The sequence below is a fragment of the Rathayibacter sp. AY1C5 genome (assembly GCF_002931705.1).
Classification (GTDB): domain Bacteria; phylum Actinomycetota; class Actinomycetes; order Actinomycetales; family Microbacteriaceae; genus Rathayibacter.
Genome location: NZ_PSWD01000001.1, coordinates 169,494 through 196,364, shown reverse-complemented (window position 1 = coordinate 196,364; position 26,871 = coordinate 169,494). Strand labels below are relative to the sequence as shown.

The window sequence follows — 26,871 nt, the reverse complement described above, 5'->3', positions numbered from 1 at the left end:
ACGGACATGGGGGAGTCGGGGATCGGCGCGGAGCTGCCGGGGGTGCACCTGCGCTGGCTGGCGCTCGACGAGCAGACGCTGGACGCCGAGCGGCTGCTGCCGCTGCTGAGCGACGAGGAGCGCGAGCGCTACGCCGGCACGGTCGCCGCGTCGGCGGCCGAGCGCTTCGTCTTCGGGCGGGTGCTCCTGCGGATGCTCGCGGCCGAGCTCACGGGGACGCGCGCGTCGGAGGTCCGGGTCGTCGCGTGCTGCCCGCGCTGCGGGGGCGCGCACGGCCGGCCGCGGCTGGAGGGACGCGGGATCGCGCTCGAGCTGCTGTCGGTGAGCATCGCGCACTGCGCGGGCGCCGTCGTGGTCGCGGCGAGCAGCGCCGGTGCGGTCGGCGTCGATGTGGAGCCGACGCTGGGCACGCCCGAGCGCGGGGAGCGGATCACGCGCATCGCCGGGGCGCCCTTCGCCACGGGCGGGATGCGCCCCGCCGACCCCGTCCTGCACTGGACCCGGATCGAGGCCGCGCTGAAGGCGGACGGCCGCGGGCTCGAGCTCGACCCGCGCCGGGTGCACGTGCACGAGTCGCACCACGCGGCGGAGGCGCGGATCGACGGCGTCCGCTTCCGGCTGGCCGAGCCGCAGCTGGACCCCGCGCTGCGGGTCAGCGTCGCCCTCGGGCCGATGGGGGACGCGGGCGCCGGGCCCATCATCGGCTGGCGGCGCGAGCACGGCGACGCGCTCGCGGACTCGCTGGTGTCAGCGCCGGGACGGTAGCGGCGGCAGCTCCTCGTCGAGGAGCCAGGTGTCGAGCAGGTCGTCCACGCCCTCGCCGAGGACCTCGGTGCAGAGCTCGCGGAACTCCTCGTCGGTGACGGCGGCGGAGGCGTAGCGGGACGTCCACTCCCGCAGCAGCCGGAGGAAGGGCTCGTCGCCGACGGTGAGCCGCAGCGCGTGCAGGGTGAGCGCGCCGCGCTTGTAGACGCGGTCGTCGAAGAGTGCGACCGGCCCCGGATCGGCGAGCACGAGATCCTGCGCCGCAGCCCGCAGCACCGCGTGGTGGCGGCGGGCGCAGGCGTCGGCGGTGGCGCGGCCCGACTCCTCCGACCACAGCCACTCCGCGTAGCAGGCGAACCCCTCGTTGAGCCAGATGTGGCGCCACCGGGCGATGCCCACGCTGTTGCCGAACCACTGGTGCGCGAGCTCGTGCGCGATGAGGCGCTCCGCGCCGCCGCGGCCGTCGGCGTGGTTGGCGCCGAACACCGCCATCGCCTGCGCCTCGAGCGGGATCTCCAGCTCGTCCGCCGTGACGACGATGCAGTAGCGGGCGAAGGGGTAGGGCCCGAACAGCCGCGTGAACAGGGCGAGCATGCGCTCGAGCGGAGCGAAGTCGTGCGCGACCCGAGCGGCCAGGGCGGCGGGGCGGGCGAGGGTCACCGCGACCCCGGCGAGCACGCGCTCCTCGATCGCGTAGCGGCCGATCTGCACCGAGGCGAGGTACGCGGCGCTGGGCTCGTGCTGCTCGTAGAGCCAGGTGCGGCGGCCGGAGCGGGCGCTCGAGTCGATGAGCACCCCGTTCGCGAGCACGGCGTAGCCCTCCTCGGCGGTGACGCGCAGGCGGTACGGAGCCTTCTCGGCGACGTCGTCGTTGCAGGGGAACCAGGTGGAGGAGCCGGAGGGCTGCGAGGCGACGAGCACCCCGTCCTCCAGCTCCTCCCAGCCGAGCTCGCCCCAGTGGGTGGCGCGGGGGGCGGGGTGGCCGCTGTACTCGATCTCGACGTCAACGCTCTCGCCCGCGGCCAGCGGCTCGGCGGGGGACACCCGCAGCTTGTGCGGCGCCTGCTCGTGGCGGGCGCGGCGTCCGTCGATCCGGACGCGGGCCACGCGGAGCCGGGAGAGGTCGAGGGAGAACCGCCGGAGCGGCTGCAGCGCGACGATCCGCAGCACGGCCCGGCCGGCCAGGCGGTTCGAGGCGACGCGGTAGTCGAGGTCGAGGTCGTAGGACTCGACGCGGTAGCCGGTGTTCCCGATGCCGGGGACGTAGGGGTCGCCGGCGGTCTCGAGCCCGGTCAGCGCGGGGCTCACGCGACGGGCGCGTGGTAGTCGGCGACGCGCACCTCGCGCCACGGGCCGATCGGGTTGCCGCTCCAGCGGCTGCCCGCGGGCACGAGCTCCCCCCGCATCACGAGCGAGGCCGGGCCGACCGTGCCGTGCTCGGCGATCCGCGCGGCGGGGAGGATCACGCTGTGCGGGCCCAGGGTGGCGCCGGCGTCGAGGCTCACGAGATCCATGCTCATGATTCGATCATGGAACAGGTGCGTCTGCACGACGCAGCCCCGGTTCACGGTCGCTCCGTCGCCGAGCGAGATCAGATCGGCCTCGGGGAGCCAGTAGCTCTCGCACCAGACGCCGCGTCCGATCCGGGCGCCGAGGCTCCGCAGCCACCAGACCAGCGCCGGAGTGCCCGCGGCGGCGTGGGCGAACCAGGGCGCGGCGACCATCTCGGTGAAGGCGTCGGCCAGCTCGCTCCGCCAGACGAACGAGGACCACAGCGGCTGCTCGCTCGGCTCGACCCGCTGGATCAGGATCCACTTCGCGGCGGTGGAGACGGCCGCGGCGACCGCCCCGGCGGCCAGCAGCACGACGCCTCCCACGAGCGCGGCGAGCACCGCCCCGAGCGTCTGGATCAGCGCGAGCAGTCCGGCGACCACGCCGAGGCCGATCGCGACCGAGACGACCACCGGGACGAAGCGGCCGAGCTCCCACGCGATGCGGGCCGCGCGGAGTCGGCGGGCCGGGCGGAAGGTGCGCGCCGACTCCGCCTCGACGACGGTGCGCCGCAGCCGCACGGGAGGTGAGCCCAGCCACGACGAGCCCGCCTTCGACTTGCGGGGCGCGGAGGAGAGGACGGCGACGAGTCCGCCGGCGGGCACGGTGTGGCCGGGCGCGGCCATGCCGGAGTTGCCGAGGAACGCGCGCTCGCCGATCTCCGCGCGGGCGAGCCGCATCCAGCCGCCGCCGAGCGCGTAGGAGGCGACGAGCGTGTCGTCGGCGAGGAACGCGCCGTCGCGGATGGTCGTCATCGCGGGCAGGAGCAGCACCGTCGAGGCCTCGACGTCGCGTCCGACCTTCGCGCCGAGGAGCCGCAGCCAGACCGGGGTGAACAGGCCCGAGTAGAGCGGGAAGAGCAGGACCCGCGCGGAGTCGAGCAGCCGCTCCGTCGACCAGACCTGCCAGCCGATCCGACCGCGCACGGGGTGGGTGCCGGGCTCGACGCCCCGCCCGAGCAGGCGCACCAGGACGACGACGAGGGCGGCGAGGACGACTCCGGAGACGGCGACGGCGGGCACGAGGGCGGCGAGAGCGGGCCCGAGCGCGGCGCCGAGGCCGGCCGAGCCGCGCACGGCGGCGGCCACGACGGCGAGCCCGGCCGCGAGGGCGAGGACCGGGACCGCTGCGAGGCCGACCGCGGACGCTCCGTACGCCCAGACCCAGCCCGGGCGGCGCGCCGGGCGCTCCGAGGGGAACCCGGCGTTCGCCCTGCCGAGCCGCTGGGCGGGGGATCCTCCCCAGCGCTGCCCGGCCGGCACCCGCCCGAAGACGGCCGATCCCGGCTCGATCTGCGCGTGCTTGCCGATCCGGGCGCCGGGGAGGAGCGTGCTGCGCGCGCCCACCGTGCTGCCCGCGCCGACCCGGACGGCGCCGACGCGCAGGACGTCGCCGTCGATCCAGTAGCCGGAGAGGTCGACCTCGGGCTCGATCGCGGCGCCGCGCCCGAGCGTGAGCATCCCGGTCAGAGGAGGGAGGGAGTGCAGGTCGACGTCGTCGGCGATGCGGGCACCGAGCGCGCGGGCGTAGTAGGCGACCCAGGGCGCGCCTGCCAGGCTCACGGCCTTGAGCTGGAACGCGATCTGCTCCGCCAGCCAGAGCCGGAGGTGCACACTCCCGCCGCGCGGGTGGTCTCCGGCTCGGATCCCGCGCAGCAGGGTGCGCGCGGCGAGGACGGTGAGCCCCATCCGCCCGAACGGCGTGAGGAAGAGCGCGAACGCGGGGATCAGCGCGGCGAGCGGAGCGGTGGGCAGCCAGCCGAACCCCGGCACCAGGTCGAGCACCGCGGTGACGGTGAGGATCGCAGTGACCCAGCGGGCGCTGCCGAGCACGAGCAGCGGTGCGCCGAGGAGGGTCTGCAGCACCCGCATCCTGAGGGGGACCGGCGCGATGCGGTGAGCGGACACCTCCGCGGTGCCCGTCGAGCGGCTCTGGATCTCGGCGGCCATCGCCGCGAGACGCGGGTGGGCGTAGACGTCGGCGACGGTGAACTCGGGATCGCGCTCGCGGATCCGCGCGACCAGCTGGGCGGCGGCGAGGGAGCCGCCGCCGAGGTCGAAGAAGTTCGCCCGCTCGTCGACCGGCACGCCGAGCACGTCGCGCCAGAGGGCGGCGAGCCACGCCTCCTCGGGGTCGAGGGAGGCGTCCTCGGTCGTGCCCACGGCGAGCGGCCAGGGGAGTGCGGCGCGGTCGACCTTGCCGGAGACGCGGGTCGGCAGCTCCTCGACCACGGCCAGCAGCGGCACGAGGGATGCGGGCAGCTCCTCACGCAGGCGGGCGAGCGCCGCGTCGCGGTCGAGCTCCCGGCCGCCGGCGAGGGCCAGGTAGCCGACGAGGACCTGGTTGCCGGCCGCCGTGGTGCGGACCGCGGCCGCCGCCCCCGAGACTCCGGGGAGCGCCTGCAGCGCCGCCTCGACCTCGCCTAGCTCGATCCGCCGACCGCCGAGCTTCACCTGGTCGTCCGCGCGCCCCTGGAAGACCAGGCCGGCGCTCTCGAAGCGCACCAGGTCGCCGGAGCGGTAGGCCCGCTCCCAGCCCAGGAGCGGTGCCGGCGCGTACTTCTCGGCGTCCTTGACCGGGTCGAGGTAGCGCGCGAGCCCGACCCCGCCGATGACCAGCTCGCCGACCTCGCCCTCGCCGACCCGCTGCCCGTCCGCGTCCACGACGGCGAGCCGCCAGCCGTCCAACGGCAGCCCGATGCGCACCGGGGGAGGCCCGCCGAGGGGCGCGGCGCAGGCGACGACGGTGGCCTCGGTCGGCCCGTAGGTGTTCCAGACCTCGCGGCCCTCGACGGCCAGGCGCTCGCCGAGCTCCGGCGGGCACGCCTCGCCACCGAAGATCAGCAGGCGGACGTTCTCGAGCGACTCCGCGGGCCAGAGCGCCGCGAGGGTCGGCACGGTCGAGACCACGGTGATGCCGTGCGTGGTCAGCCAGGGGCCGAGGTCCATGCCGCTGCGGACCAGCGAGCGGGGAGCGGGGACGAGGCAGGCGCCGTGCCGCCAGGCGAGCCACATCTCCTCGCAGGACGCGTCGAACGCGACCGAGAGACCGGCCAGCACCCGGTCCCCGGGGCCGAGCGGCTCCGCCTGGAGGAACAGGCGCGCCTCGGCGTCGACGAAGGCGGCGGCGGAGCGGTGGCTGACCGCCACTCCCTTGGGGGTTCCGGTGGAGCCGGAGGTGAAGATGATCCAGGCGTCGTCCTCGAGCGAGGGCGGCTGCAGCAGCGGGATCGACGCCGTGCTCGGGTGCGGCGCGCTCGCGGTGAACAGGCGCGCGGCCGGCTCGTCGGCGCCGGTGCGCTCGAAGCGGCCGGAGCCGGTGATCACGCCGCGGACGGCGGCCTCGCCGAAGACGAGGCGCGCCCGCTCCTCGGGGTCGTCCGCGTCCACCGGGACGTACGCGGCTCCCGCGGCGAGGACGGCCAGGATCGCGAGGTAGAGCTCGCGGGAGCCGCTGGGCATGCGGATCCCGACGCGGTCGCCGCGTCGGACCCCTGCGGTGGTGAGCTCGCCCGCGAGCTGCACCGTGCGGGCCAGCAGCTCCCGGTAGCTGAGCGCTCCGGCCGGGTCCTCCAGCGCGGAGGCGTCCGGGTGGCGCTCCGCGGTGTCGCGGAGGACGTCGACCAGCGTGCGGGGAGGCGGGGTGGCCGCTCCGGCGTCGAGCACGTCCTGGGGGCCGGCCGTCTCGGTCACGTCTCGTCTCCGTCCCGGCCGCGCGATCGGGAGCGCGGCGGCCGGGGCGACACCGTAGGGAGGCGGAGTGACGCGGAGGTGAACAGGCGGGGTCGGCCCCCCCCGGCTCAGTGCGCCATCGGGAGCGGCGCGTCCGACTCCGCCGGGCGGCGGACGAAGAACGCGGCCACGATCGCGACCGTCGCGATCGACGCTCCCCACAGGAACGCGGAGTGGATGCCGCCGGCGTAGGAGGCGGCCTGGTCGGCTCCGCCCTGCGCGAGCTCCGCAGACCGGATCGAGAGGACGGTGACGAACAGCGCCGTGCCCGCCGCGCCGCCCAGCTGCTGCACGGTGCCGATGATCGCGCTGCCGTGCGAGTACAGCGAGGGGCGCACCGAGCCGAGGCCGGCGGTGAACAGCGGCGTGAAGACGAAGGCGAGGCCCAGGCTGAGGGTGACGTGCAGCGAGAGGACGAACCAGGGCGACGAGTCCGCCGCGAGCAGGGTGTACCCCCACAGTGCGCCGGCGACGACGATCGAGCCGGGCACGAGCAGCACGCGCGGGCCGAAGCGGTCGTAGCCGCGGCCGACGAACGGCGCGAGCAGGCCCATCAGCAGGCCGCCGGGGAGCAGGAGCAGCCCGGTCTCCAGCGGAGTGAGGCCCAGCACGTTCTGCGTGTAGAGGGGCAGCAGGATCAGGGTGCCGAAGAGCGCCGACATGCTGACCGCCATCATCGCGATGACGATGGTGAAGTTCGCGGAGGAGAAGGTCCGGAGGTCCAGCAGGGCCCGGTCGGTGCGCTGCAGCAGCAGCTGGCGCGCGATGAAGCCCGCGAGGCCGAGGCCCGCGACGACGAACGGGATCCACGGCGCGACGACAGCGCCTCCGCCCTCGCCGAGGCTCGACAGGCCGTAGACGAGGCCGCCGAAGCCGAAGACTGAGAGGACGACCGAGAGCGAGTCGATCGGGATGGAGCGGGGCTCGGTGACGTTCTCGACCTTGCGCAGGCCCAGGAGAAGCGCGCCGATCGCGATCGGCAGCACGATCCAGAACATCCAGCGCCAGCCGAGGAAGTTGAGGATGACGCCCGAGATCGTCGGTCCGACGGCCGGAGCCACCGAGATGACGATCGAGATGTTGCCCATCATCCGGCCGCGGATCGCCGGGGGCACCAGCGTCATCACGGTCGTCATCAGCAGCGGCATCATGATGGCCGTGCCGCCGGCCTGCACCACGCGGGCCGCCAGGAGGACCGCGAAGGTCGGGGCGAGCGCGGCGGTGAGCGTGCCGAGGCTGAAGAGGATCATCGCGGCGGCGAAGAGCGTGCGGGTGTGCAGCCGCTGGATCAGGTAGCCCGTGATCGGGATGACGACGGCCATCGTGAGCATGAAGGCGGTCGAGAGCCACTGGCCCACGTGCGCCTCGACGTCGAAGTCGCGCATGAGGTCGGGCAGCGCCACGCTCATGATCGTCTCGTTGAGGATCACGACGAACGCCGACACCAGCAGGAGGCTGATGACCAGGCGGCTGCGCGGCTCGAGGGTCGTGGCGGCGGCGGGTGCGGCGGGCCGCGCGGCGGGAAGGGTGCTGCGCTCGGTCACAGGTGTTCTCCGGTCGTGAGGGGATCGGTGTGAGGGGCGCATCGACGGCTCGACTCGCGGGCGCGGATGCGGGGTACGGAGGGAGAACAGCGGCGGACGCCCCGGACATTCCCGATCGACGGGGATCCGCTGCGAGAGGTCTCAGGTGAGGACCGTGGAGAGCGCGGAGGACGCGGCCTCGGCCTCCTCGAGCGTGGCGCCCTCGCCGAAGCTGAACCGCACGGCGGTCCGGGCGACGTCGGGGTCGAGGCCGAGGGCCAGCAGCGCGGGCGAGGGCTCGTCGCGCCCGGCGGCGCACGCCGAGCCGCTCGAGACGACGACGCCGCGCTCCTCCAGCTCGAGGAGCGTCGACTCGCCGCTGCGCCCGGGGACGGCGTACGCGGCGATCGAGGGGAGCCGGTGCGCCGCGGAGCCCAGCGGCACGGCCCGGGGCGCCAGGGCCGCGACCCGCTCGGCGAACGCGTCCCGGACCGCTCCGACCCGCGCCGCGCGGTCCGGATCGAGCAGGCGCACCGCGGTGCCGAGCGCGACCGCGAAGGCCACGTTCTCGGTGCCCGAGCGCCGCTCCCGCTCCTGGCCGCCGCCGTGCAGCAGGGGCTCGAACGGGAGCCGGCTGCGCAGCAGCAGCGCCCCCACGCCCTTCGGCGCCCCGAGCTTGTGCCCCGAGACCGAGACCGCGTCGGCGCCCCAGCCCGCGACGTCCAGCCAGCCGGCGGCCTGGACGGCGTCCACGTGCAGCGGCACGCCGCGCGATCGGCAGAGCGCCGCGATCGCCGGAACGTCCTGCACCGTCCCGATCTCGTTGCTCGCCGCGAGCACCGAGACCAGCGCGGTGTCCGGCCGGACCAGCGCGGCGAGCGCGTCGAGGTCGAGCAGGCCGGTCGCGTCGACGGGGGCCGTCGACACCTCGAAGCCGTGCAGGCGCCGGAGGTGGTCGGCCGACTCGACGGTCGCCTCGTGCTCGAGCGCCGAGATCACCAGGTGCCGTCCGCGCGGCGATCCCAGCGCGAGGCCCTTGACCGCCGTGTTGATCGACTCCGTGCCGCCGGAGGTGAAGAGCGTCTCGGAGGCGCGGCCGCCGAGGAAGCGGGCCACGTGAGCGCGCGCCGCCTCCAGCGCGCGCGCCGCGGCGTCGCCGAGCGAGTGGCTGCTCGACGGATTGCCGTACTCGGCGGTGAGGAACGGCCACATGGCCTCCAGCACCTCGCGGCGCACGGGCGAGGTCGCGGCGTGGTCGAGGTAGATCACTCGACCGCGATGTCCAGGCCGAGGTCGAGCGAGCGGACGCTGTGGGTGAGCGCGCCGACGGAGATCACGTCGACCCCCGCCTCCGCGATCGCGCGCACGGTCGAGAGGTCGACGCCGCCGCTCGCCTCGACCACGGCCCGCCCGCCGATGAGGGCGACGCCCTGGCGGAGCAGCTCGGGGGTGAAGTTGTCGAGCATGATCGTGTCCGCGCCTCCCGCCAGCGCGGGCTCGATCTGGTCGAGCCGGTCGACCTCGACCTCGAGGTGCGCCGTGTGCGGGATCGAGGCGCGCGCCGCCCGCAGGGCCGCGGTCAGGTCGATCCCGCGCGCGGCGAGCACCGCGAGGTGGTTGTCCTTCGCCAGCACCGCGTCCGAGAGCGAGAAGCGGTGGTTGCGGCCGCCGCCGCTGCGGACGGCGTGCCTCTCGAGCGCGCGCAGGCCCGGCGTGGTCTTGCGGGTGTCGACGATGCGGGCGCGCGTCCCCTCCACCGCGGCGACGTACTGCGCCGTCAGGGTGGCGATGCCGCTCATCCGCTGCACGAGGTTGAGCGCGACCCGCTCGCCGCGGAGCACGCCGCCCGCGGGGCCCTCGATCCGGGCGAGGGTCTGCCCGGCCTCGAAGACCGCGCCGTCCTCCACGAGCACCGAGCAGCGGATCCGGGAGTCGACCTGCCGCATCGTGCCGACGAGGACGGCGCCGCCGCTGAAGACGCCGGGCTCGCGGGCCACGAGGGCTGCGCTCGCGGTGGCGTCCGCGGGGAGGAGGGTGTCGGAGGTCAGGTCGCCCCAGGGCGCGTCCTCCTCGAGGGCGAGGGTGACGACGCGGTCGATGCTCTGGCGGGTCAGCACGGAAGGGCCGCCTCTCTGGTGGGGGCGGCGGCGCTCGCCGTCGCGGGGTCGGGGGAGTCGATGCGGTGGTGGGCGCCGACGGAGTGCGTGCGCGCGAGCGCGGCGTCGATGAGAGCGAGGGCGCAGGTCAGCAGGTTCGCGTCCTCGAGCGTCTTCAGTCCGAGCGGAGCGGGCGTGGCGGAGGCGACGAGTGCGTCGCGCGCCGCTGTGAGCCCCGCCGCGTCCCGGGAGAGGCCGGCTCCCGCCCACATCGCGTCCTGGAGAGCGGTGCGGTCGAGCGTCATCGGGACGACGGCGCGGGGAGGGGCGACCGGGCCCCCGCTCCACGGGAGGGAGTCGAGGGCGAGCGCCGCGCGGCGCGCGAACACGACGCCCTCGAGCAGGCTGTTGGAGGCGAGGCGGTTCGCGCCGTGGACGCCGGTGCGGGCGACCTCGCCGACCGCGAGCAGCCCGGGGAGGCTGGTGCGCCCGTCCAGGTCGGTCGCGATCCCGCCCATCCAGTAGTGCGCGGCCGGAGTCACGGGCAGCAGGTCGTCGGCGAGCGAGAGCCCGTTCTCGCGGCAGGCCGCCGAGATCGTCGGGAACCTCTTCGCCAGCACCTCGGAGTCGATCGCCCGGGCGTCCAGGTGCACGGGCAGTCCGCCCTGCAGCCGCATCCGCTCCGCGATCGCGCGCGCCACGACGTCACGCGGCGCCAGCTCGGCCTCGGGGTGCACCCCGGCCAGGAACCGCTCGCCCGCGGCGTCGCGCAGCACCGCGCCCTCGCCGCGCACCGCCTCCGAGACGAGGAAGCCGCCCGGCAGCGCGAGCGTGGTCGGGTGGAACTGGTAGAACTCCAGGTCCGCCGTCTCCGCTCCTGCCCGCAGGGCGGCGGCGAGCCCGTCCCCGGTCGCGACGGACGGATTGGTGGTGTGCCGGTAGAGCTGCCCGGCGCCTCCGGTGGCCAGCACGACCGCGTCGGCCGCCAGGCGCTCGAGCACGCCGTCGTGCAGGACGTCGGCGCCCGTGACCGAGCCGCCCTCCCGCACCAGGTCGACCAGGGCGGCGTGCTCGCGCACCTCGACGGACGAGCCCCGCACCGCCGCCACGAGCGCGGCCTCGATCGCGGCGCCCGTCGCGTCGCCGCCGGCGTGCAGGATCCGCGGACGCGAGTGGGCGCCCTCGAGTCCCCGCGCCAGCTCGCCGCCCTCGCGGTCGAAGCCGACGCCCCACTCCTGCAGCACCGCGACCGCCTCCGGCCCCTCGGCGCAGAGCACCTCGACCGCCGAGCGCACGGCGAGGCCCGCACCGGCGGTGAGCGTGTCCTCCACGTGCAGCGCCACGGAGTCGCCCGGCGCCGTGACCGCGGCGATCCCGCCCTGCGCGGCGCGCGTCGACGACTCCGCCAGCGCGCCCTTGGTGACGAGCAGCACCTCGTGGCGGCGCTGCGCCGTCAGCGCGGCGACCAGCCCGGCGATGCCGCTGCCGACGACGACGACCCGCGCCATGTCAGACCGCCGCCGGCCCGGCGGGCGGAACGGCCGCGAGCATCCGCTCGAGGGCGATGCGCGCCTCGGCCTGCACCGACTCCGCGACCTCGATCCGGTTGAGCACCGTCCCCGCGACCAGTCCCTCGAGCACCCAGGCGAGGTAGCCGGGGTGGATGCGGTACATGGTCGAGCAGGGGCAGACCACGTCGTCGAGGCAGAAGATCGTGTGCTGCGGGTACTGGACGGCGAGGCGCTGCACCAGGTTGATCTCGGTGCCGATCGCGAAGGTCGATCCCGCGGGTGCCGCCTGGATCGCCTTCACGATGTAGTCGGTCGAGCCGTACTCGTCGGCCGCGTCGACGACCGCCATCGGGCACTCCGGGTGCACGATCACGCGCACGCCCGGGTGCTCGGCGCGCGCCTTCGCGATCTGGGCCGTCGTGAAGCGCTTGTGCACCGAGCAGAATCCGTGCCAGAGGATCACCTGCGCGTCCAGGAGCGTCGCGGTGTCGGAGCCGCCCTGCGGCTTCCGCGGGTTCCACATCGGCATCCGCTCCAGCGGCACGCCCATCGCCTTGGCGGTGTTGCGGCCGAGGTGCTGGTCGGGGAAGAACAGCACCCGCTGCCCGCGCGCGAACGCGTCCTCGAGCACGGTCGCCGCGTTCGAGGAGGTGCAGACCACGCCTCCGTTGCGGCCGCAGAACGCCTTCAGCGCGGCGGAGGAGTTCATGTACGTGACCGGGACGAGCGGCACGCGGCCGTCGGCGTCCGGCTCGGTGCCGTAGAGCTCGGTGAGCTCGGCCCAGGCGTCCTCGACGGAGTCGATGTCGGCCATGTCCGCCATCGAGCAGCCGGCCGCCAGGTTCGGGAGGATCACGGCCTGCTCCGGACCGGAGAGGATGTCGGCCGTCTCCGCCATGAAGTGCACGCCGCAGAAGACGATCGCCTCGGCGTCGGGCCGGCTCGTCGCCGCCTTCGCCAGCTGGAACGAGTCGCCCACGTAGTCGGCGTACTGCACCACCTCGTCCCGCTGGTAGAAGTGCCCGAGCACGACGACCCGCTCGCCGAGCGTCTCCTTCGCCGCGAGGATGCGGTGGTGCAGCTCGTCGGCGCTCGCCGTCGTGTACTCCTCCGGCAGACGTCCCTGGACCGGGGCGTCGGCCGGGATCGGGTCGGCCTGGGAGGCGCCGGGCCCGTAGGCGGGCAGGCCGAGGTCGAACGACCAGGGGGCCTCCGCGAGCTCGGGCGCGCAGGTGGCGCCGGGCGCGGAGCCGCCCTCGATGAGCCGGATGGTGCTGTCGACGGATGTCACGGTGTTCTCCTCGTGAGGCGGGTGGGGGAGTCGGGCGGCGCGCTCAGACGGGCAGCGGGCCGTTGTCGACGAGCGCCGCCGACTCGTCGTAGCGGTAGAGGCGCGGGGGACGGTGGCGGGTGCCCGTCAGGCGCTCCCCGGTGGGCACCACGGTGCCGGAGCTCTCGATCGTCCGGCGGAAGTTGGCCGGGTCGAGGGGCTTCTGCAGGACGGCCTCGTGGACCTCCCGCAGTTGGGACAGGGTGAAGGCGCCGCCGAGGAAGGCCTGCGCGATGCGGGAGTACTCCATCTTGTTGCGCAGGCGCCAGAGGGCGTAGTCGACGATCAGTCCGTGGTCGAAGGCGAGCTCGAGCGGCAGATCGGTGCAGAGCCAGGCGACGTTCTCTCCCACGATGGCCTCGTCGGCCTCGGCGGAGCGCACGAGCGCCCAGTAGACGATCGACACGACGCGGTCCTCGCCGGGGGAGCGGTCGGTGCCGCCGACGGCGTAGAGCTGCTCGAGGTAGCGCGGAGCCAGGCCCGTGGTCTCGCGGAGGGTGCGGCGGGCCGACTCGGCGAGGTCCTCGTCCGGATGCAGCGGTCCGCCGGGCAGTGCCCAGAGTCCCTCGAACGGCTCGCGGATGCGCCGGACGACGGGGATCCAGACGGTGCTCGCTCCGGTCTCCGGGTGCGGCCGCAGGGCGAAGATCACCGTCGACACGGCGAGCTGCACGTCCGGCATCCGGTGCCCCCTACTAAGAGTCGCACCGACTGTAAGTGCTGAGATCACCTTAGTGTCACGAACACCTGAACACCTAGCGGAAGAGGCGACACGCCGCGCAGGGTCCGCCCTCACCGCTAGGCTGACCGCACAACCGAATACCGGGCCGCAATACGCGACGCGGGAGAGCCGACTCCGGTCGGCACCGAAGGAGCAAGCCTCCCCGCCAATCTCTCAGGTCTTGTACCGCGTCGAACTGGCCACTCTGGAAAGCGATCCGCTCGGATCCGCCCATGGTGAAAGCGCTCGACCCCTCGGGGCGGCGCGAATCTCTCAGGCTCCACGACAGAGGGGGAGTTCCCACGGCACTGCTGTGCTCTGCCGCGAACGCGGCGCGAGTCCAGCACTGCGACGAAATGGAGAACTCATGTCCGAGACCCCGACGACCAGCCCCGAAGCCCGCCACTCGCCCCTGCACGAGGTGCACGTCGCCGCCGGCGCGTCCTTCACCGACTTCGCCGGGTGGCAGATGCCGGTCCGCTACTCCGGCGATCTCGCCGAGCACCACGCCGTGCGCACCGCCGCCGGCCTCTTCGACCTCTCGCACATGGCCGAGATCCTCGTCGTCGGCCCCGAGGCGGTCGACGCCCTCGACTACGCGCTGGCGAGCGACATCTCGGCCGTCGCCGCCGGCCGCGCGAAGTACACCCTTCTCCTGGAGCGCACGGGCGGCGTGATCGACGACCTCGTCGTCTACCGCACGGGCGAGGACCGCTTCATGGTCGTCGCGAACGCGGCCAACCGGCACATCGTCGTCGAGACGCTCCGCGACCGCACCGCGATGTTCGAGTGCGAGCTGTTCGACGAGAGCGACGACGTCGCCCTCATCGCGCTGCAGGGCCCGCGCTCGCTCGAGATCCTGCAGAACGTCCAGGGCCTCGCCGTCGAGACCGAGCGGGGAGCGGAGTCGGTGCTCGACACGGACGACGCCGCCCGCCTGCTCGCGGAGCTGCGCTACTACCGCGCCGTGCCCGCGACCTTCGAGGCGCACCCGATCCTGATCGCGCGCACCGGGTACACAGGCGAGGACGGCTTCGAGATCTACGTCTCGCCCGACTCCGCTCCCACGCTCTGGCAGGCTCTCGCCGAGACCGGCGCCGGAGCGGGCCTCGTCCCCGCCGGCCTCGCCGCCCGCGACACCCTCCGCCTCGAGGCGGGCATGCCGCTCTACGGCCACGAGCTCTCCCGCGACGTCTTCCCCGCACAGGCCGGCCTCGGCCGCGTCGTCGCCTTCGGGAAGCCGATCGACTTCGTCGGCCGCGCGGCCAGCGAGGAGGGTCCCTCCGGAGACGCTCCCGTGCTCGTCGGGCTCGTCGGCGAGGGCCGCCGCGCCGCCCGTGCCGACTACACCGTCCTCTCCGGCGACGACGAGGTCGGAGTGGTCACCAGCGGCGTCCTCTCGCCGACCCTGGGCGTCCCGATCGCGATGGCCTACGTCGCCCCCGCCTCCGCGCAGCCCGGGACGGCGCTCGCCGTCGACATCCGCGGCACGCGCCTCCCGATGACCGTCATCGAGCTCCCCTTCTACTCGAGAAAGAAGAACTGACATGGCCGTGCCCACCGAGCTGCAGTACACCTCCGACCACGAGTGGATCCGGGTCGACGGAGAGGTCGCGACCGTCGGCATCACCGCCTACGCCGCGGACAAGCTGGGCGACGTCGTCTTCGTCGAGCTCCCCGAGGCGGGAGCCCGCGTCGAGGGCGGCAGCGTCGTCGGCGAGATCGAGTCGACCAAGTCGGTGGGCGAGCTGTTCGCCCCCGTCGACGGCGAGGTCCTCGAGGCCAACACGGCCGTCGTCGGCAGCCCCGAGCTCGTCAACTCCGACCCGTTCGGCGAGGGGTGGCTGATCCGGGTCCGCTTCGACGCCCTGCCCGACGGCCTCCTCGACTCCGCCGCCTACACCGAGCTGGTCGGCGAGTAGATGGCGGCCACCAGGACCCCCGGCGCCTTCGAGTCCCGCCACATCGGGACCGACGCCGACGCGCAGCGCACCATGCTCGCGGCTCTCGGGTACGACTCCGTGGAGGAGCTCGTCACCGCCGCCGTCCCCGAGTCGATCCACGTCCGCGACCTCCCGCAGGTGCTGCCCGCTCCGGCCACCGAGACGGAGGCGCTCGCCGAGCTGCGCGCCCTCGCCGCGAGGAACACGGTGCGTCGGCCGATGATCGGCCTCGGCTACTACGGCACGCACACCCCCGCCGTGATCAAGCGCAACGTGCTCGAGAACCCCAGCTGGTACACGGCCTACACGCCGTACCAGCCCGAGATCTCGCAGGGGCGCCTGGAGGCGCTGATCAACTTCCAGACGATGGTCTCCGACCTCACCGGCCTCGACACGGCCGGCGCGTCGATGCTCGACGAGGGTACGGCCGTCGTCGAGGCGATGCTGCTCGCGCGCCGCGCCTCGAAGGCGCGCACCGACGTCTTCGTCGTCGACTCCGACGCTCTCCCGCAGACCCTCGCGCTGCTGCGCGGCCGGGCGGAGGCCGTCGGCATCCGCATCGTCGAGCTCCCGCTCTCGCGCACCGCCGCGGAGGAGGTGCCGGAGTGCTTCGGCGCCCTCGTGCAGTACCCCGGCGCGTCCGGGCACCTCTGGGACCCGTCGGCGGTGCTCGCCGCGGTGAAGGCCCACGGCGGCCTGGCCGTCGTCGCCGCCGACCTGCTCGCGCTGACCCTGGTGCGCTCGCCGGGCGAGTTCGGCGCGGACGTCGCGGTCGGCACCACGCAGCGCTTCGGCGTCCCGCTGGGCTTCGGAGGACCGCACGCCGGCTACCTCGCCGTCCGCAAGGGACTCGAGCGCCAGCTGCCCGGCCGCCTCGTCGGCGTCAGCCAGGACGCGGACGGCCACCCCGCCTACCGCCTGTCCCTCCAGGCCCGCGAGCAGCACATCCGCCGCGAGAAGGCCACCTCGAACATCTGCACCGCGCAGGTCCTCCTGGCGGTCATGGCCGCGATGTACGCGGTCTACCACGGGCCGGACGGGCTCGCCGCGATCGCCGAGCGCGTGCACGGCCGGGCCGCGCTCCTCGCGCGCCTCCTCCTCGACCGGGGCCACTCCCTCCGGCACGCCGACTTCTTCGACACCGTCTCGGTCGTCGTGCCCGGCGGTGCGGAGGCGGCGGTCGCCCGCGCCCGCGAGGCCGGCTTCGACGTGCGCCTGGTCGACGCCGACACGGTCTCGGTGTCGATCGACGAGACGGTCACCGACCTCGAGGTGATCGCCGTCGCGACCGCCGTCGGGCAGCTGGACTCGTCGTTCGGCTTCCTCAGCGGCTCCGCGCGGAGCATCCCCGCCGAGCTCGACCGCCGCACGCCGTTCCTCGTGCACCCGGTCTTCAGCAGCCACCACAGCGAGACCTCGATGATGCGCTACCTCAAGCGCCTCGCCGACTCGGACTACGCGCTGGACCGTGGCATGATCCCGCTCGGCTCCTGCACCATGAAGCTCAACGCCGCCACCGAGATGGAGGCGGTCAGCTGGCCCCAGTTCGCGGACCTGCACCCGTTCGCCCCCGAGGCGGACGTGCAGGGCTCCCTGGCGCTGATCGACCAGCTGGAGGGGTGGCTCGCCCACCTCACCGGCTACGACTCCGTGTCGCTCCAGCCCAACGCCGGCTCGCAGGGCGAGCTCGCGGGCCTGCTGGCGATCCGCGGCTGGCACCGGTCGAACGGCGACGAGGACCGCACGGTCTGCCTGATCCCCTCGAGCGCCCACGGCACCAACGCCGCGAGCGCGGTCCTCGCCGGCATGCGCGTCGTCGTCGTGGCCTGCGACGAGCTCGGCAACGTCGACCTGGACGACCTCCGGGCGAAGATCGCCGAGCACGCGGGCTCCCTCGCCGCGCTGATGATCACCTACCCGTCGACCCACGGCGTCTACGAGCACGAGGTCGCCGAGATCTGCCGCCTCGTCCACGAGGCAGGCGGACAGGTGTACGTGGACGGCGCGAACCTCAACGCGCTTCTGGGCTTCGCCCGCTTCGGAGACTTCGGCGGCGACGTCTCGCACCTCAACCTGCACAAGACGTTCTGCATCCCGCACGGCGGAGGCGGTCCCGGCGTCGGTCCCGTCGCCGCGAAGGCGCACCTCGCGCCGTTCCTGCCCGGTCACCCGCTCGCGCAGCGGCTCGAGCACGGCGTGGGCACGCAGGGCGAGCGGATCGTCCACGGCGGCGCACCGGTGTCGGCAGCGCCCTACGGCAGCCCCGGCATCCTGCCGATCTCGTGGGCGTACGCCCGGATGATGGGCGAGGAGGGCCTGCGGGCCGCGACCGGGGCGGCCGTCCTCTCGGCCAACTACGTCGCCGCGCGCCTCCGCGAGCACTACCCGGTGCTCTACACGGGGGACAACGGGCTCGTCGCCCACGAGTGCATCCTCGACATCCGTCCGCTGACGGCGGCGACCGGAGTGACCGTGGACGACGTCGCCAAGCGCCTCGTCGACTACGGCTTCCACGCCCCGACCATGAGCTTCCCCGTCGCCGGGACCCTGATGGTCGAGCCGACGGAGAGCGAGGACCTCGTCGAGATCGACCGCTTCATCGACGCGATGATCGGGATCCGGGCGGAGGCCGACCGCGTCGGCGCGGGGGAGTGGCCGGTGGACGACAACCCGCTGCGCGGCGCCCCGCACACCGCCGAGTGCCTGACGGCCGAGGAGTGGACGCACCCCTACAGCCGCGAGCAGGCCGTCTACCCGGTCCGCTCGCTGGTGCGCGGCAAGTACTGGCCGCCGGTCCGCCGGATCGACCAGGCCTACGGCGACCGCAACCTCGTCTGCGCCTGCCCGCCCATCGAGGCCTTCGCCTGATCCGCCCGCACGCGCTCGTCCGCAACCGAGGGTGAGAGAGCAGGAACGGAGCCTCGAGCCCGTCCTGTCATCTCCCACCCTCGGCTGCGGACACCGTCGGTCCCGCACAGGCGCGGAGTGGGGCGCAGTTCTCCCGATCCGGGGGGAACGGCGCACGGCGACTCCGATGCACGAGGGAGCCCGACCGTGTGGAACGCGTGGTGGAGGTGCCGGCAGGGCTCGACGGAGTCGCGACGAGCGAGCAGCTCCACCGTGCGGGCGTCACGCCGCGGCTCTTGAGAGCCGCCGTCGAGCGCGGCGCGGTCCTGCGGCTCCTCGGATGGGATCGGTCCGACGTCACGTCCGCGGAGCCGGCGGCGCGAACAGCTCGGGCCAGAGGGCGACGGCCAGCGGGTAGCCGACGAACGAGACGATGTCGATGATCGAGTGGGCGATCACCAGGGGCAGGGTGCGGCCGAAGCGCTGGTAGAAGAGTCCGAACACCAGGCCCATGACCACGTTCCCGATGAAGGGCCCGATGCCCTGGTAAAGGTGGTAGCTGCCCCGGAGCAGCGCACTGGTCACCAGGATCCGCCACCGCCCCCAGCCCAGATCGCCCAGGCGGGCGAAGAGGTACCCGATCACGACGACCTCCTCCTGCACTCCCGCCCGGATCGCGGAGAGCACGAGCACCGGCACCGTCCACCAGTACGCGTCCAGCGGCGAGGCCACCACCGCCACGGTGATGCCCAGCGCGCGTCCGACGGCGTACAGCGCGATGCCCGGCGCGCCGATCGCCACCGCGAGGACGGTCCCGGTCCCCAGGTCCGCGAACGGCCGGCGTAGGTCGAGCCCCAGGCGCCCGAGCGGACGGCCCGAGCTCTGCCAGAGCAGGAACGCGCAGAGGGCCACCGGCACCAGGTCGAAGAAGAGCGCGAGCAGCTGGTAGACGAGGTCGAAGCCCGGGCGGTCGCTGAGGGCGCCGTTGATCGTCGCGGTCTGGTCGGCCAGTGCGGTCGAGCGGGTGAGCCGGTTGGCGATGGAGACCACCGAGTAGACCGCGGAGGCGCCCAGCGAGAGCCCGAGGACCAGCAGGATCTCGATGCGGATCCGGCGCCGTCCGGGCGCGGATCCTGACAGGTCGGTGGACACTCCGTGCGTCTCCTCTGAAGTCGATGTGTTGCGCGACGGCCGCCCGGTACGCACGTTTCGTGCAGAACAGCGCAAGGATTCCACCTCCCGGTTACCGCTGTGTAACGGTTGCCACATGCTTTTGTGCAGATAGCGGGCGAATACATAGTCTCGTTGAAGGCATCCGCGCGACGGCCACCAGTCTCGTGCGCCGCCGCCGTCGCCACGCGCACGGCACTCCACGCGTCAGGGAAACCACTTCTCGCGCGCCCCCACATCACTGGAGGAATAGTGAACATCAGACGTTACGGATTCGGGGCTCTAGCGCTCGTCGCCGCGAGCACGCTGGTCCTGGCCGGCTGCAGCAGCTCGAACGACTCGGGCGGAGGTGCATCGGGAGGCGACGCCGCCGCGATCATCTCCACGAACGGCTCCGAGCCGCAGAACCCGCTGATCCCGACGAACACCAACGAGGTGGGCGGCGGCAAGATCCTCGACGAGATCTTCGCGGGCCTGGTCTACTACGACGCCAAGGGCGCCCCCGAGAACGACGTCGCCGAGTCCATCGAGTCGGACGACGCGCAGAACTACACGATCACAATCAAGTCGGGCCTGACCTTCACGAACGGCGACCCGGTCACCTCCAGCTCGTTCATCGACGCCTGGAACTACGGCGCCAAGCTGTCGAACAACCAGCTCAGCGCGTCGTTCTTCTCGAACTTCGAGGGCTTCAGCGACACCGAGGACAGCGAGCTCACCGGCCTCAAGGCCGTGGACGACACCACCTTCACCGTCGCGCTCAAGTCCCCCCAGTCGGACTTCCCGATCAGCCTCGGCTACTCGGCGTACTACCCCCTGCCCGCCGCCGCGTTCGACGACATGGCCGCCTTCGGTGAGAACCCGATCGGCAACGGCCCGTACAAGCTCGACGGCGACGACGCGTGGCAGCACGACGTCCAGATCGAGCTCGTCAAGAACGACGAGTACACCGGCCCCCGCGAGGCCCAGAACGGCGGCCTGAAGATCGTCTTCTACGCCACCCAGGACGCCTCCTACGCCGACCTCCTCGGCGGCAACGTCGACGTGATCGACCAGATCCCGGACTCCGCCTTCGGCACCTTCGAGAGCGACCTCGGCGACCGCGCCGTGAACCAGCCCTCGGCCGTGTTCCAGTCCTTCACCATCCCGGGCCGTCTCCCGCACTTCGACGGCGAGGAGGGTCAGCTCCGCCGCCAGGCGATCTCGATGTCCTTCGACCGCAAGGAGATCACCGACGTGATCTTCGAGGGCACCCGCACCCCGGCCTCCGACTTCACCTCCCCGGTGATCGACGGCTACAGCGACGCCCTCTCCGGCGCCGACGTGCTCGAGTACAACCCCGACGAGGCCAAGGCGCTGTGGGCTCAGGCCGACGCGATCAGCCCCTGGGACGGCACCTTCAAGATCGCCTACAACGCCGACGGCGGCCACCAGGGCTGGGTCGACGCGGTGACCAACTCGATTAAGAACACGCTGGGCATCGACGCCGAGGGCGACGCGTACCCGACCTTCGCCGAGGCGCGCACCAAGATCGTCGACCGCTCGATCGAGACCGCGTTCCGCACCGGATGGCAGGCCGACTACCCGAGCCTCTACAACTTCCTCGGACCGCTCTACGTGACCGGCGCCTCGTCCAACGACGGCGACTACTCGAACCCCGAGTTCGACACCCTGCTCCAGCAGGGCCTGTCGGACGCCGACGCCGACGCTGCGAACAAGACGTTCCAGCAGGCCCAGGAGATCCTCCTGAAAGACCTCCCGTCGCTGCCCCTCTGGTACGCGAACGTGACCGGCGGCTACGGCGAGGGCGTGTCGAACGTCGAGTTCGGCTGGAACTCGGTGCCGCTCTACTACGAGATCACCAAGAACTAAGCTCGAACCACTGGGGCGCTTCGCCCGTGCCGTCGGCCACCAGGTCACGGCACGGGCGGAGCGCCCTGTTTCGGTCACAATCGAATGAGGTCCCCATCCATGCGACTCCGGAACCGGCTGGGCTGACATGCTCGCCTACATCGTCCGACGCATCCTGCAAGCCGTCCCCGTGCTCATCGGCACCACGTTCCTCATCTACTTCATGGTCTTCTCCATGCCGGGGAACCCGCTCCTGTCGCTCTTCGGCGACAAGACGCCGAGCCCCGCACTCCTCGCCCGCCTCGAGGAGCAGTACCACCTGAACGAGCCCTTCTTCGTCCAGTACCTGTACTACCTGGGAGGCGTCGTCCGCGGCGACTTCGGCATCTCGTTCTCCGGCCAGTCCGTCAACGAGATCCTCGCCCGCACCTTCCCGGTCACCCTGACGCTGGCCATGATGGCGATCGTCATCGAGATCGTCGTCGCCCTGACCATCGGCCTCATCAGCGGTCTGCGCAAGGGCAGCTTCTTCGACGCGAGCGCCCTGGTCGTCAGCCTCCTGCTCGTGTCGGTGCCGATCTTCGTGCTCTGCTTCATCGCGCAGTCCTTCTTCGCGATCCAGCTGGGATGGTTCCCTCCGACCGTCGGAGCCGACGCGTCGTTCCAGAGGCTGCTGCTGCCCGCGATCGTGCTCGCCCTGTTCGTGGTGGCGTCGGCCATCCGCCTCACGCGCGGCTCGGTCATCGAGACGGCCGGCTCGGACTTCGTCCGCACCGCGTACAGCAAGGGGCTCTCGCGACGCCGCGTCATCCCCGTGCACGTCCTGCGCAACTCGCTCATCCCGGTCACGACGCAGTTCGGAGCCGACTTCGGCCTCCTGATCGTCGGCGCGACCGTGACCGAGGGCATCTTCAACGTTCCCGGAGTCGGGAACACGCTCTATCAGGCGATCATCCGAGGTGAGCGGCCGACCGTCGTCTCCTTCGTCACGGTCATGGTGCTGTTCTACCTCGTGGTGAACATCCTCGTCGACCTGCTCTACGCCGTACTCGACCCGAGGATCCGCTATGCCAAATGAGTCCACCGGCGGCGCGCAGAAGGCCCGCCGCATCGACCACTTCGTGGCCCCGCTCGAGGAGACGCCGATCGCGTCGGTCGACGCCGTCAGCCTCGACGAGAAGCCCAGCAACCTCTGGACCGACGCGTGGCGCGACCTGCGCAAGCGGCCCATGTTCTGGATCTCGGGCGTCCTGATCCTCGTCATCATCGCCGTCGCGCTGTTCCCGGGCCTGTTCACCTCGGTGGACCCCCGCCAGTGCGCGCTCTCGTTCAGCAACCAGGGCCCCGGCGACGGCAGCCTGCTCGGCTACACCAAGCAGGGGTGCGACGTCTTCTCGCGGATCATCCACGGCACGTCCACGTCGCTGACCGTCGGCCTCATCGTGATCGTGATCACGACGGTCTCCGGCGTCATCGGCGGCGCTCTGGCCGGCTTCTTCGGCGGCTGGGTCGACACCGTGATCATGCGCCTCGGCGACATCTTCTTCTCGATCCCCTACATCCTCGCCGCGGTCGTCATCATGTCCGTCTTCTCGGCCTACCGGAACGTGTTCGTCATCGCCCTGGCGATCGGCGCGTTCGCCTGGCCGACGACGGCGCGCGTCCTGCGCTCCGAGGTCCTCCGCGTGAAGCAGGCCGACTTCGTCGGCGCCGCCACCGCGACCGGCCTCTCCCGCATGGCGATCCTGTTCCGGCACGTGCTGCCGAACTCGATCGCTCCCGTCATCGTCGTCACGACGATCTCGCTCGGCGCGGCCATCACCGCGGAGGCGACGCTGTCGTTCCTCGGCGTCGGCCTTCCCGGCTCGGTCATGTCGTGGGGCAACGACATCAGCCAGGCCCAGCGCGATCTGCGCACCAACCCGCAGACGCTGATCTACCCGTCGATCGCCCTGACGGTCACGGTGCTGAGCTTCATCCTCCTCGGCGAATCGCTCCGCGACGCGCTCGACCCGAAGGCGAGGGCCCTCCGATGACCGCCACGACACCGAACGCACCGCACGGGCCGCTGCTCGAGGTCACCGACCTCGAGGTCGGCTTCCAGACCGGCAGCGGACTGGTCCCCGCCCTCCGCGGCGTGAGCCTCACGATCGAGCACGGCCAGACCGTCGCGATCGTGGGGGAGTCGGGCTCCGGCAAGTCGACGACCGCCGCCGCGATCATCGGCCTGCTCCCCGGCACCGGCCAGGTCACCGCCGGCTCCGTGCTGTTCGACGGCAAGGACCTCGCGAAGGCGACGAGGACCGAGCTCGAGGACATCCGCGGCCGCCGGATCGGCTACGTCCCGCAGGACCCGATGTCGAACCTGAACCCCGTGTGGTCGGTCGGCTTCCAGGTCGAGGAGACCATCAAGGCCAACGGCCTCGCGACCGGTCGCAAGGAGGTGCGCGCCAAGGCGATCGAGGTCCTGCAGAACGCGGGCCTCGCCGACGCGGAGAAGCGCCTCAAGCAGTTCCCGCACCAGTTCTCGGGCGGCATGCGCCAGCGCGTGCTGATCGGCATCGGCCTGGCCGCGGCTCCCCAGCTGCTGATCGCCGACGAGCCCACCTCGGCGCTCGACGTCACGGTCCAGCGCCGGATCCTCGACCACCTCGAGACGCTGACGAAGACCGACGGCACCGCGCTGCTCTTCATCACGCACGACCTGGGCCTCGCCGCCGAGCGCGCCGAGAAGCTCATCGTCATGTACAAGGGCCGCATCGTCGAGTCCGGCGCCTCGGTGGAGGTGCTGCAGAACCCGCAGCACCCCTACACGCAGCGCCTGATCGCGGCGGCGCCCAGCCTCGCGTCGCGCCGCATCCAGTCGACGGCCGGCCGGGCCGTGGAGTCGGTCTCCGGCGAGTCGGAGGCCGTGCGCGAGGTCGACCTGGTCGGCGCGGGCGCCGCGCACCACGCCGGCGCGGTCGCCTCGGGCGCCCCGATGATCGAGGTCGACGGCCTCACGAAGGTCTTCAAGATCCGCCGCGGCGGCCTGAAGGCCGAGGACTTCACCGCCGTCGACAACGTGTCGTTCTCGATCCCGAAGGGCACCACCACGGCGCTCGTGGGCGAGTCCGGATCGGGCAAGTCGACGATCGCCCGCCTGGTGCTGGGCCTCGAGACGGCGACGTCCGGAGCGATCTCGATCGCCGGTCGCCGGACCGAGAAGCTCAAGGGCCGCGACATGCTGGCGCTCCGGCGCTCCATGCAGCCGGTGTTCCAGGACCCGTACGGCTCGCTCGACCCGCTGCACAACATCGGCAACACCATCTCGGAGCCGCTGCGAGTGCACAAGGTCGGCGACCGGACGTCGCAGCGCGAGCGCGTCCTCGAGCTGCTCGACCAGGTGTCCCTCCCGCGCGTGATCGCGAGCCGGTACCCGAACGAGCTCTCCGGCGGCCAGCGCCAGCGCGTGGCGATCGCCCGCGCGCTCGCGCTGAAGCCGGAGATCGTGGTGCTCGACGAGGCCGTGTCGGCTCTGGACGTCCTCGTCCAGGCGCAGATCCTCCGCCTCCTCGCCGACCTGCAGGCCGAGCTCGGGCTGACCTACCTGTTCATCACGCACGACCTGGCGGTGGTCCGCGTGATCGCCGACGACGTCTGCGTGATGCAGAAGGGCAGGATCGTCGAGCACGCCCCGACGGACACCGTGTTCGACTCGCCGCAGCAGGAGTACACCCGCGAGCTGCTCGACGCCATCCCCGGCGCCGGCATCGAGTTCGCGGTCTGACCGACCGTCACCAGGGCCCCGGCCCCGCCTGGAGCGCTCCTCGGAGCCCTCCGGAGCGGGGATCCGGGGCCCTTCGCCGTGCGGACGCCTCGCTGCGGTACGATGGATGGTCCCCCTTTTGCACGAGAACACGAGACGAGTCCGTATCCATGGCAAGTGCCACCCGCTCCGACCTGCGCAACGTCGCGATCGTCGCCCACGTCGACCATGGCAAGACCACGCTGGTCGACGCCATGCTCAAGCAGACGAACTCCTTCGACGCGCACGCCCACGTGGACGAGCGCGCGATGGACTCCAACGAGCTCGAGCGCGAGAAGGGCATCACGATCCTCGCGAAGAACACCGCTGTCTCGTACAGCGGCAAGCACGCGAGCGACGGTCCCATCACCATCAACGTCATCGACACCCCGGGCCACGCCGACTTCGGCGGCGAGGTCGAGCGCGGCCTGTCGATGGTCGACGGCGTCTGCCTCCTCGTCGACGCGTCCGAGGGCCCGCTGCCCCAGACCCGCTTCGTGCTGCGCAAGGCGCTCGAGGCGAAGCTCCCCGTCATCCTCCTGGTCAACAAGACCGACCGCCCCGACGCGCGCATCGACGAGGTCGTCGCCGAGAGCCAGGACCTGCTCCTCGGCCTCGCCTCCGACATGGCCGACGACGTGCCGGACCTCGACCTCGACGCGATCCTCGACGTCCCCGTGGTCTACGCCTCCGGCAAGGCCGGCCGCGCCTCGGCTAACAAGCCCGAGGACGGCACGCTGCCGGACGCCGAGGACCTGGAGCCGCTGTTCGAGGCGATCCTCAAGCACATCCCCGCGCCGACCTACGACGACGACGCGCCCCTCCAGGCCCACGTCACCAACCTCGACGCGTCGCCGTTCCTCGGCCGCCTCGCCCTCCTCCGCGTCTTCAACGGCACGATCAAGAAGGGGCAGACGGTCGCCTGGGTCCACCACGACGGCACCCACACCAACGCGCGCATCACCGAGCTGCTGATCACCAAGGCGCTCGACCGCTACCCGGCCGAGTCCGCGGGCCCCGGCGACATCGTCGCGATCGCGGGCTTCCCCGAGATCACCATCGGCGAGACCATCGCCGACCCCGAGGACATCCGCCCGCTGCCGGCCATCACGGTCGACGACCCGGCGATCTCGATGACGATCGGCACCAACACCTCGCCGCTCGTCGGCAAGGTGAAGGGCCACAAGCTCACGGCGCGCATGGTCAAGGACCGCCTCGACCGCGAGCTCATCGGAAACGTGTCGCTCAAGATCGTCGACATCGGACGCCCCGACTCGTGGGAGGTCCAGGGCCGCGGCGAGCTCGCGCTGGCCATCCTCGTCGAGCAGATGCGCCGCGAGGGCTACGAGCTGACCGTCGGCAAGCCCCAGGTGGTCACCCGCCAGGTCGACGGCAAGACGCACGAGCCCTTCGAGCACCTCACGATCGACGCCCCGGAGGAGTACCTCGGTGCGATCACGCAGCTCCTCGCCGCCCGCAAGGGCCGCATGGACGGCATGTCGAACCACGGCACCGGCTGGGTCCGCATGGAGTTCATCGTTCCGTCGCGCGGCCTGATCGGCTTCCGCACCGAGTTCCTCACCACCACGCGCGGCACCGGCATCGCGAACGCGATCCTGCACGGCTACGAGCCGTGGGCCGGCGCGATCGTCACCCGCAACAACGGGTCGATCGTCGCGGACCGCAACGGCGTCGTGACCCCGTTCGCCATCATCGCGCTCCAGGAGCGGATGACCTTCTTCGTGAACCCCACCGAGGAGGTCTACGAGGGCATGGTGATCGGCGAGAACTCGCGCAACGACGACATGGACGTGAACATCACCAAGGAGAAGAAGCTGACCAACATGCGTCAGTCCACCTCCGACACCTTCGAGTCGATGACGCCGTCGCGTCAGCTGACGCTCGAGGAGTGCCTCGAGTTCGCCCGCGAGGACGAGTGCGTCGAGGTCACCCCCGAGGTCGTCCGCATCCGCAAGGTGGAGCTCGATGCGAACGCCCGCGCGCGCATGACGAGCCGCCTCAAGAAGCAGGGCTGAGCCCCGGGC

18 protein-coding genes and 1 riboswitch are annotated in these 26,871 nt (G+C 72.5%); of the genes, 9 read left to right on the top strand and 9 right to left on the bottom strand.

Annotated elements, in window-relative coordinates; all coding sequences use genetic code 11:
* Window positions 1–6: 6 nt before the first annotated feature.
* A complete protein-coding gene (locus C5C57_RS00875) occupies window positions 7–765 on the top strand; it encodes a 4'-phosphopantetheinyl transferase superfamily protein (protein ID WP_104222962.1) in 759 nt (252 codons plus the stop codon).
* Here C5C57_RS00875 and C5C57_RS00870 read toward each other — a convergent pair.
* From C5C57_RS00870 to C5C57_RS00835, 8 genes are all read right to left on the bottom strand, one after another.
* Window positions 748–2,073, bottom strand: a complete 1,326-nt coding sequence (locus C5C57_RS00870) for a M1 family metallopeptidase (RefSeq protein WP_258072717.1) — start codon at window positions 2,071–2,073, stop codon at window positions 748–750. The two genes, C5C57_RS00875 and C5C57_RS00870, sit on opposite strands and share 18 nt — an antisense overlap.
* Window positions 2,070–6,008, bottom strand: a complete 3,939-nt coding sequence (locus tag C5C57_RS00865) for a Pls/PosA family non-ribosomal peptide synthetase (protein WP_258063658.1) — start codon at window positions 6,006–6,008, stop codon at window positions 2,070–2,072. Before C5C57_RS00865 ends, C5C57_RS00870 begins: the two co-directional genes overlap by 4 nt.
* A gap of 107 nt (window positions 6,009–6,115) precedes the next feature.
* Entirely contained in the window at window positions 6,116–7,633 is a 1,518-nt protein-coding gene (locus tag C5C57_RS00860) for an MDR family MFS transporter (RefSeq protein ID WP_104297161.1), read from the bottom strand.
* A 99-nt stretch (window positions 7,634–7,732) separates the two neighbouring features.
* Window positions 7,733–8,839, bottom strand: coding sequence for a cysteine desulfurase family protein (locus tag C5C57_RS00855; protein ID WP_104246615.1), 1,107 nt, complete (start codon window positions 8,837–8,839; stop codon window positions 7,733–7,735).
* Window positions 8,836–9,687 (bottom strand): carboxylating nicotinate-nucleotide diphosphorylase, encoded by an 852-nt coding sequence (gene nadC, locus C5C57_RS00850; RefSeq protein ID WP_104266935.1) that lies wholly within the window; start codon window positions 9,685–9,687, stop codon window positions 8,836–8,838. The genes C5C57_RS00855 and nadC overlap by 4 nt, the downstream gene beginning before the upstream one ends.
* Window positions 9,681–11,174 carry an L-aspartate oxidase gene (gene nadB / locus C5C57_RS00845; RefSeq protein ID WP_104297160.1) on the bottom strand — a complete coding sequence of 498 codons (1,494 nt, stop codon included), beginning with the start codon at window positions 11,172–11,174 and terminating at the stop codon, window positions 9,681–9,683. Before nadB ends, nadC begins: the two co-directional genes overlap by 7 nt.
* Window position 11,175: 1 nt before the next feature.
* Window positions 11,176–12,468 (bottom strand): quinolinate synthase NadA, encoded by a 1,293-nt coding sequence (nadA, locus tag C5C57_RS00840; protein WP_104222968.1) that lies wholly within the window; start codon window positions 12,466–12,468, stop codon window positions 11,176–11,178.
* 43 nt (window positions 12,469–12,511) lie between these two features.
* On the bottom strand, window positions 12,512–13,189 hold the full coding sequence (locus C5C57_RS00835) for an NUDIX domain-containing protein (protein ID WP_104222969.1): 678 nt from the start codon (window positions 13,187–13,189) through the stop codon (window positions 12,512–12,514).
* Window positions 13,190–13,339: 150 nt separating this feature from the next.
* A riboswitch (glycine riboswitch) is annotated at window positions 13,340–13,427 on the top strand.
* A gap of 168 nt (window positions 13,428–13,595) precedes the next feature.
* On the opposite strand from C5C57_RS00835, the gene gcvT reads away from it, so the two are divergent.
* From gcvT to gcvP, 3 genes are read left to right on the top strand one after another with little or no spacing between them, the layout of a single operon-like run.
* The gene (gene gcvT / locus C5C57_RS00830; protein ID WP_104297159.1) at window positions 13,596–14,774 is read left to right on the top strand and encodes a glycine cleavage system aminomethyltransferase GcvT; all 1,179 of its coding nucleotides are present in this window, start codon (window positions 13,596–13,598) and stop codon (window positions 14,772–14,774) included.
* Window position 14,775: 1 nt separating this feature from the next.
* Window positions 14,776–15,150, top strand: a complete 375-nt coding sequence (gene gcvH, locus C5C57_RS00825) for a glycine cleavage system protein GcvH (protein WP_104297158.1) — start codon at window positions 14,776–14,778, stop codon at window positions 15,148–15,150.
* Window positions 15,151–18,039, top strand: coding sequence for an aminomethyl-transferring glycine dehydrogenase (gene gcvP / locus C5C57_RS00820; RefSeq protein WP_104297157.1), 2,889 nt, complete (start codon window positions 15,151–15,153; stop codon window positions 18,037–18,039).
* A gap of 336 nt (window positions 18,040–18,375) precedes the next feature.
* Here the strand turns inward: gcvP and C5C57_RS00815 are convergent, their stop codons facing one another.
* Complete coding sequence (locus C5C57_RS00815) at window positions 18,376–19,170, bottom strand: CPBP family intramembrane glutamic endopeptidase (RefSeq protein ID WP_258059269.1); 795 nt, start codon at window positions 19,168–19,170, stop codon at window positions 18,376–18,378.
* A 270-nt stretch (window positions 19,171–19,440) separates the two neighbouring features.
* Here C5C57_RS00815 and C5C57_RS00810 point away from each other — a divergent pair, with 270 nt between their 5' ends.
* The 5 genes from C5C57_RS00810 (at window position 19,441) to typA (ending at window position 26,862) form a co-directional block, all read left to right on the top strand.
* Complete coding sequence (locus C5C57_RS00810) at window positions 19,441–21,060, top strand: ABC transporter substrate-binding protein (protein WP_104222974.1); 1,620 nt, start codon at window positions 19,441–19,443, stop codon at window positions 21,058–21,060.
* A 127-nt stretch (window positions 21,061–21,187) separates the two neighbouring features.
* Window positions 21,188–22,117: an ABC transporter permease gene (locus C5C57_RS00805; RefSeq protein ID WP_104222975.1), complete on the top strand. Its 930-nt coding sequence runs from the start codon at window positions 21,188–21,190 to the stop codon at window positions 22,115–22,117.
* Window positions 22,107–23,075 carry an ABC transporter permease gene (locus C5C57_RS00800; protein WP_104222976.1) on the top strand — a complete coding sequence of 323 codons (969 nt, stop codon included), beginning with the start codon at window positions 22,107–22,109 and terminating at the stop codon, window positions 23,073–23,075. Before C5C57_RS00805 ends, C5C57_RS00800 begins: the two co-directional genes overlap by 11 nt.
* Window positions 23,072–24,808, top strand: coding sequence for an ABC transporter ATP-binding protein (locus tag C5C57_RS00795; protein WP_104260189.1), 1,737 nt, complete (start codon window positions 23,072–23,074; stop codon window positions 24,806–24,808). Before C5C57_RS00800 ends, C5C57_RS00795 begins: the two co-directional genes overlap by 4 nt.
* Window positions 24,809–24,957: 149 nt before the next feature.
* Window positions 24,958–26,862, top strand: a complete 1,905-nt coding sequence (gene typA, locus C5C57_RS00790; RefSeq protein ID WP_104222978.1) for a translational GTPase TypA — start codon at window positions 24,958–24,960, stop codon at window positions 26,860–26,862.
* Window positions 26,863–26,871 lie beyond the last annotated feature (9 nt).